The organism is Spirochaeta isovalerica (assembly GCF_014207565.1).
GTDB lineage: Bacteria > Spirochaetota > Spirochaetia > DSM-2461 > DSM-2461 > Spirochaeta_F > Spirochaeta_F isovalerica.
Genome location: NZ_JACHGJ010000019.1, coordinates 1 through 7767 on the forward strand (window position 1 = coordinate 1; position 7767 = coordinate 7767).

Here is a 7767-nt window from a genome sequence, read left to right on the forward strand (position 1 = left end):
GTGGCAACTTTAAACCGGAATGGGTGGCAACTTTCGTCCGGAATGCCCGGCAACTTTGAACCGGAACAGGTGGCAACTTTCAGCCGGATTCTCTATATTGTCTATATTCTCTTCAATTATTATTTCATTATCCTGCTTTGAATAATTTAATAATCCGATCGTTCCTGATTTTGATTCAATTATTATATAGTTGTTGGTTATGAAATAATTTAATTGATTAGATTTCATAACAGATTCAAGTAGATTCTCATTGTTATTGAATTGAAATCTTTGTATATTCTCGAAAAGATCAATAATCTCAAGGCGATTATTTTTATTTATTGATAATATTTTTTCATTATGTAGTTCTAGTAATTGTGGGACATTAGAATAGTTAAAACAAAGAGATTCATTTTTTATCTGAAATGAGTCTAAATCAAATGATTTTATTTTTGAATTATGGTAATCCCAAAACCATATTAAGTTATTATTAATCACAATATCTGTTGGTCCTGAAGGTTCTATTCCTTGATCTGTATGATGATATCCAATTTGATTCAACTCGCTCCCTATATTAAATGAGTAAATTACTTCCATTTCTCTATTTATAACTGGTAAGTCTAAAGCACTAAGAGGAATAAATGAAAATAATAGTAAAATTAAAATATTCTTCAATCTTTTGCTCCTTTAATTTCTATAAATTCTTTTTTTAATCCAAGACCTATATCCACATAACGTCGATTTCACCTGTTTGCGTAAATGGCGAAAATCCTGCCTGCGTAGCAGAAAAAGCAGGATTTATGCCATAGCAAATCTGGTGCAAATCCTTGTTATATTTTTATTTTAATTCTAAAGCCGTAGTATAAATTTCATATGATTTATTTTTATCTATCGGCATCTCATTATATGCTCGCATAAATGCATAATTGAAATCCTGATCTATATAAGGGAAGGTTTGTAAGATCATATTTTTATTTACATTTATCTCGTTTTTTAGCAAATCTTCATTGAATTCAGTATCAGTAAGATAGAGTATTACAGGCATAATACCGTCAGCTGAAACAAAATGTATATCTAAACCAATTATCTCAATATTACCTAATTTAATAGGGAAGTTATAAATCTTATTGATTTCATTTGATGTTGCTTCAATAAAATCCTTATATTCTGTTTCGTGTCTATATTGAAGGAATGAAGCAGGTCTTAATATATTATTTAGAGCAATATTTAGCAAAGCAGAGCTTGTTATGTGACCTTGTTCAAATAAGTTCTTACTTCTTTTATAGAGAATCGGAGCTGTTTCTCCAATTAAAGAATAATTGCCTAATTGTAATATATTTGCTTTCCACTCATCATTATATTTACTAAAACTCATAAACAATAAATATTGTGGACCAGGGTTTTTACTAGTAAAAAAGATATTATACGATTCTTTATCATAGAATTGAAGATTGTTGATGATAAACTTATCTTCATCTGACGACCCAATTACAGTGACAATAGAATCTTCTTTTCCTTCAATTAATCTAGAATAATATTGATCTTTAATTGAAAAAGTGTTGTTAGTAAGGAAAGCTGAAAATTGATCCGCAAAGCTTTTAATATCAAATTTTTCTAGTGTCAAAAGATTAGGTGATAAGTTATCTCTTAAATCTTCATAGTTTTGATCTCTAATAGCATTCATAATAGACAATGAAGTTTTATTAATATTCGATCTGATTGTAGGATCAATCTCATCATTAATTTCAGTTGCTACAGTATATGATCCTACACTACAGCTAAGTAAAAGAAGAATTAGAGAGAATAAGCAAATAAGTTGTTTCATTTTAAAACCTCTTTGAGTTTATACTATACCGAGCCCATGGACGGGCGAGTCTAAAATCCCGATTTGTCGGATTTGGCACTTAACGGCTCGATTTTACCTGATGTTTCCGGACCGTTCGCATTTAATCTTTATAATATGGCTGAAATCAGTTTCTACCAATAACAGTAGTCCGGAAATTTGGGCGGAATGAAATGCAGCCAGGTAAAATCTGTTAAGTGATGAGTCCGACGAATTTATAACAGATTCACAAAAACACCATGGACGGTGTTTTTGTGCATGAATTTAATCAAACTCCAAATATTATTTTATATATTCTCTTTAATCCTTACAGATTTTGATCCAAAAATTGGAACGATCCATATAACTATCATAGCTAAATAATAATTCTCAATTTCAGTTCTTTTCATCAGTTTTAAAGTAGTTATTATTGCATAGACAATGTGCGAAATAATAAGTCCATAAAAAAGAATAACGTATCCAAAGGCTAGAATGTCCATATTTTCCTCTTTTGCATTATATAATTTTGATAGTAATAATAATATTTTTATAGTTTTAATGAAAATAGTTTTTGTTCAATTTTGAAATATAACGCCCCAATAAGTTGCCGGCTTGTCCCTGGAGCGAAGCGGAAGGGTTGGCGTGGGATTTGCATCGAAACGCAGTGGAGTGCAGATCCCATGACAAAAAACGGTCAACTTCATTGGATTGTTCTACCGCTTTCATTTCTTTTATGTTAACTCACTTTTAATTAATAATTGCAAAGAATATTTATGCTTTATTTTTTCTAATTCAATAAATCCAAAATTTTTATAGAAGGAAAGTGCTGGATTATTTTCCCAAACCATAAGTCGAATTTCATCATAATTATGATCTATTCCCCAATTTATTATGGACTTCATTATCTTTTTACCAATACTTTGTTTATGATAATCTGGGTGTAGAAATAATCGCTGAATTGAAATGATTGTTCGATCAAAATCAATTTGATAAAACCCAATAGGCTTATTGTTATGTAAAATCATTTCTATTGTATGATAGTCAGCATCAAATCTATTATTAAACATTTCTAGATCTACTTCATAAAACTCTCGAACTTGATTGAATATTGTTCTTTCATATATATCTAGAATGAAAGATTTATCTGATTTATTGCAGATTCTAGAAGTTAAATTATTATTTTTATCGTAAAAATGATACAATGTCTTCTCCATACCTAATTTATATATGATTCACCAGTTGTGATAGAAATAATATCTTCAAAAGCACTCTCTCGTTTTACAACATATGTTGCATCACTGATATTATTTTCTTCATCCGTAATTTTTATACAGTTCAGACCTGCTTTTATAGCCCCTCTTATATCTGCTATTTCTGAATCCCCAATCATAATAATTTCTGATTTATTGAGATTCAATTTATCAATGACATAGTTATATGATTGGATAGATGGTTTCCGAAAACCAATATCGCTAGACCAAGCGATAACATCAAAGAATTTATCTAATCCTCGATTTTGTAAATCATTTTGAAATATTTCTGCATCACCAGTTACATTCGATAAGAGAGCTATTTTTAATCCTATATTTTTTAATTTTGTTAAAAGAGGTATTGAATAAGTCTGTGTTTTACAATTTTTGGTGAATGTCTTCAGATGTTCTCGACCAATGCTCTCAGTAAATGGGGTTCCAAATTCATCAAAAGATTCTTTCCAGACACTAATCCATGATGGTTGTTCTACCTGATCAGGCTTATAGAGTTTATAGATTTTATTCTCTATAGAAAGACCTATTGCCTTTGAATTCGGATTATCTAAAATTTGTTCCAGTGAATCTGCTAAAGAGGATGACCGAGTGAGTGTGTTTCCAAAATCAAAAATTATTCCCTTGTACAATTGTCAGACCTTATTCTTTCTTAAAATAGTTTATTATTATACATTAACAATATATGCGATTTATTTGATTGTATATAGTTATCATACTTTCCAATACGATTTTCTATATCTACTTTTCTCCATCCTACGAAGTAGGATTAATATGTTCTGAATTTGAAAAAGGAAATTGTTCAAAAAGATCAATAATCTACTTATAGTGTCGGTAGAACGTCGCCATAACGAGCCGACTCGCTTCTGGAGCGAAGCGTAAGAATTGGCGCTGCATTTGCCTCAGAGCGAAGCGGCGAGCACATGCTGTGCCAAAGACTCGGTCTCTGTTCATGGCTTTGTTCTACCGCGTATTTTATCATTGAATAATTCTTAAGAAAATATTTGTTGGATGATCTTTAGAATAAGACTTCCGAACATACTGACGTAATAAATCTGGATCATTTTAAAAATTTAGTAAACAATTATTCGAAGCCAGATCCATTACATCTATTGACATTGTTAGGGCTCATATATAATAAATGGTAAATTCTATAGAATTAATTATTCATCTGATTATTGTACTATTGAATATTTTCGGATAGACACATCTTGCTTATATTCTCCCGAAAAATTATTGATCACCTCAAAAAAATAATATATATCATTCTGTCTTAGAATTCTTAAATGTTCAGGTACTGTATAGGAAAAACTACTTAGTAATACTGGCTGATCTTTTTGTGAATAATCAATGATGTAATCAGCCCATGATCCAACAAATAGATCCTCTTTTAATGATGATCCTTCGTTTATATGAGGTTCTCCTCTATACACTTGGTTTAATGTACCGTCAGTATTAATTTCATATATTGTAATCGTATTTGTAAAACATGAAATAAAATAATTTTCAGTCATTGATAGATTTAGATGTTCAAACTCAATATCAGTTCTATTCGATAAAATTACAGGATTTTCTGCATCATCAGTAATATCAAAAGTTACTACCCGTTGTAATGAATTATCACTTGAATTATAGGAAAAATAATATAAAAAATTATTATATGATAAGATTCTGGAAGAATTATTCGAAAACTGCTCATCAGGTGTTAATGTAACCGAAGAAGTACCAATAAATGTAAAAATGTTACTATTCCACTGATAGATATTAAGACCACTGGATGTCGGGGCATATATATAATCTCCTATTTTGACAAAGTCGTAAATTCCATCCGTATCTTCAGCTCGCTCTAATAGATCTCTCTCAATTAAAGATATATCATTTATATCACTAATATCGTAGAAATAGATATCTGACCATCCAGAAAATATTAATTGATCATTCTCAGTAATTAACTTAGCTATTGGATTTCCTATACTGGATGAAGAAACATTTGAAATAAAAGATATAGAATTAATGAATTCTAAATCACTGGCGTTGTATATATTAATAGTATCATTCTCTGTAGGAACAAACATATAACCTCTATTGTCAATAATAGAATCAGCATAATAGTCTGTATCAATAAATGAATAACTTTTAGCTTCTAATTTAAATATCTCATCAAAGGTTAAATTGACATCAGTATTCCCATTTTCACACCCTAACACTAAAAAAATCACAATACATAATGCTAGTAATTTTATTTTAAATTTCATAATTATTTCTCCATTTTGATTTTTAATAAGATTTATTATTAAACAAACAAACCAATTCAAAGTTTAGCATAATATTGCATAATTTAAAGTTGTTTTTACTATATCTATTATTTTTCCATCATCAGATGGAAAATTAATATGCATCGAATCTAAATAAGAAAATTGTTCAAAAAGACAAACAATTGTTACATAGTGTCGGTGGAACGCCGTTTTCAGCTGCAAGCCGTTAAGCTGGCGTGAAATCTGCCAGCGAAGCAGAAAAGCAGATTTCATGACAGTAGGATTGTCAGTTGCAAAACCTTGTTCTAAAGCTATATCAGAATAAGTCAATATGGTTGTAGATCAACTAACAAATGTATTTTTCTTTTACATTGGAAATGCTGCTAGTAAACCTTGAAATACGGTATTTGAAGCAACTCCCAGTAGTATGTTTTTAATTATATTCATTGACTCTTGAATAACTGTCATTTTGGGATTCTTTTTTGAGATTAAGAATTTTACAGTATCAATTTCTTCGTTCAATTCTTGATTTTTTAATTGTTCCTCATTAATGGCTTTCTCCAAATTTTCAATCCATTTTAGGATTTCCTCATTGCTACTGTTATTTATATTTGAAACTTGTGTTGAATTCGTATTTCCCATTTGAATTGGAGCATTACTATTTCCACCAATGTTGATAATATTATTAATGTAATTAACTGGAGGAAAGTATTTAGTTTCTATATCTGGATGTTCATGCGCATTCTCTATTTCTTGTATACCTCCATGAGTAATACGAATTATTCCCCCTAAAGCCGCAAATTCGAGTAATCCTTCATCAGATAGATATTGTGCTACATCGTGAGATAGATTGTTTTCTAATCCTATTTTCTTTCCTAATTCAATTGCACTAATTAATTCATTTTTTGAACCACCTGTCGCATTATACAGTTCATTTAAAAACTTATATCTAGCAGCCTTTTTTTCTTTAATATCCATAGAATTAAGTTCTCCTTTAGTTTTACCCCAGTAAATGATCTGTTCTGCTTCAATTGATGGCCAAATATACCGATTACCACTACTAGCTTCAATCCATCCTTTTTCATCAGCGAAACGAATCGCATATTCTACTTTTTCTTTATCATGTTTGCATAGCTTATATATCTCTGTATTAAAAACTACGAATGCCATCGATGATGTTTTTGTTGCATTATGCGCTTTAAATAAATATAAAACAGCAAGTTCAAGTTGTGTGTACCTCATATAACCTCATTTAATATTTTATTAAAATCCCATGCAATTATTGAATGTTTATAATTGTTCAAGATCTCGTCCTATAAACTCAGCAGATGAGTTCCATGCACATTTCTTTTCATGTGTCTCAGGGTCAATATAGTATCGATCTTCAAACACTGTATTCATATCCCATTCCCAAGATAGACTCAAACCAACTTTATAATCTCTTCTTTTAGTAGGATAAATTCTATAATTTGTAATACTTTTTCCTGGACTCTTTTCTTCTAAAATTATTCCAACAACATCTTTATCAATAATAGTACATTCTTTGTTTTTATATATCTCAATATTAGTATTATATACTGTATGTTTCGTCTGAGGAATAATTTTTAATGTCCTTAATAATGTAAGGCCAATATCAATAACTTTAATTATTTCTTGATCTGAAGTCTTGCCACGACTATGAATTATTTTATTTCGTACATCCCAAAATATTTTCAAAGAGCTTAAGGTATTTTTTGGAATAACTCCTTTCTTAACTAAAAAATCTACTGAAGAAGGAATTGATACAATATTAATACTTTTATACCAACCGGAGCTATACATAATATTTTTTACAGTTTTTTCAATCTCAATAGCGAGTTCCAATAATCCTGTCCTTGGATTTTGTGTTGAAAATTCAATAATTTTTTGAGAATAATCATCTACTGGATTTCTATCTTCTGGAATCTCATTTTTTGATTTACTTACAACTTCTCGTAAATCATCAATTTCATCCGCTAATTCAATTTCATTGCCAAATAGAGTTCCTCTTTTGATTCTATTTAGAAAAGTAGAAATATCTGACTTGAATAAAAGTATAATTATCAGAGTAATGATTGGCCACAAAACTGTGGAAATAGCTTCAATAATTTTTACAATATTATCAATTATCATTTCACCCCTCTTATTTGCTTACAACAATACTGTGTCATGTAATATGTTTTTCTTATATATTAAATAGATAAAATTCCTTGCTTCTTTACAAGTTTATTCTGTCTTTAGAACGTCGATTTCACCTGTTCGGCTATGTCAAGAATCCTGCCTGCGTAGCAGAAAAGCAGGATTCTTGACATAGCCGAATCTGGTGCAAATCTTTGTTATATTTCTTATTTATGTAGAGCCTTTATGACTGTTTCTTGATTCATCATTCCGTGTCTAAAGAGGTTAATTGGGAATTCTTTTCTTTTTACTT

General features: G+C 29.8%; 8 protein-coding genes. All 8 read right to left on the bottom strand.

The window, feature by feature from the left end:
- Positions 1–9 precede the first annotated feature (9 nt).
- The 8 genes from HNR50_RS21920 to HNR50_RS21955 all read right to left on the bottom strand — a co-directional run bounded on the left by HNR50_RS21920 (position 10) and on the right by HNR50_RS21955 (position 7469).
- On the bottom strand, positions 10–654 hold the full coding sequence (locus tag HNR50_RS21920; RefSeq protein ID WP_184748953.1) for a hypothetical protein: 645 nt from the start codon (positions 652–654) through the stop codon (positions 10–12).
- A 163-nt stretch (positions 655–817) separates the two neighbouring features.
- A complete protein-coding gene (locus tag HNR50_RS21925; RefSeq protein ID WP_184748954.1) occupies positions 818–1804 on the bottom strand; it encodes a hypothetical protein in 987 nt (328 codons plus the stop codon).
- Positions 1805–2109: 305 nt separating this feature from the next.
- Positions 2110–2301 (bottom strand): hypothetical protein, encoded by a 192-nt coding sequence (locus HNR50_RS21930; RefSeq protein WP_184748955.1) that lies wholly within the window; start codon positions 2299–2301, stop codon positions 2110–2112.
- Between the two features lie 231 nt (positions 2302–2532).
- Positions 2533–3015 carry a GNAT family N-acetyltransferase gene (locus HNR50_RS21935; protein ID WP_184748956.1) on the bottom strand — a complete coding sequence of 161 codons (483 nt, stop codon included), beginning with the start codon at positions 3013–3015 and terminating at the stop codon, positions 2533–2535.
- Positions 3016–3017: 2 nt separating this feature from the next.
- The gene (locus HNR50_RS21940; protein WP_184748957.1) at positions 3018–3695 is read right to left on the bottom strand and encodes an HAD family hydrolase; all 678 of its coding nucleotides are present in this window, start codon (positions 3693–3695) and stop codon (positions 3018–3020) included.
- Positions 3696–4238: 543 nt separating this feature from the next.
- Positions 4239–5318, bottom strand: coding sequence for a hypothetical protein (locus tag HNR50_RS21945; protein WP_184748958.1), 1080 nt, complete (start codon positions 5316–5318; stop codon positions 4239–4241).
- 366 nt (positions 5319–5684) lie between these two features.
- Entirely contained in the window at positions 5685–6560 is an 876-nt protein-coding gene (locus HNR50_RS21950; protein WP_184748959.1) for a hypothetical protein, read from the bottom strand.
- Positions 6561–6608: 48 nt separating this feature from the next.
- Positions 6609–7469, bottom strand: a complete 861-nt coding sequence (locus tag HNR50_RS21955) for a hypothetical protein (RefSeq protein WP_184748960.1) — start codon at positions 7467–7469, stop codon at positions 6609–6611.
- Between the last annotated feature and the right edge of the window lie 298 nt (positions 7470–7767).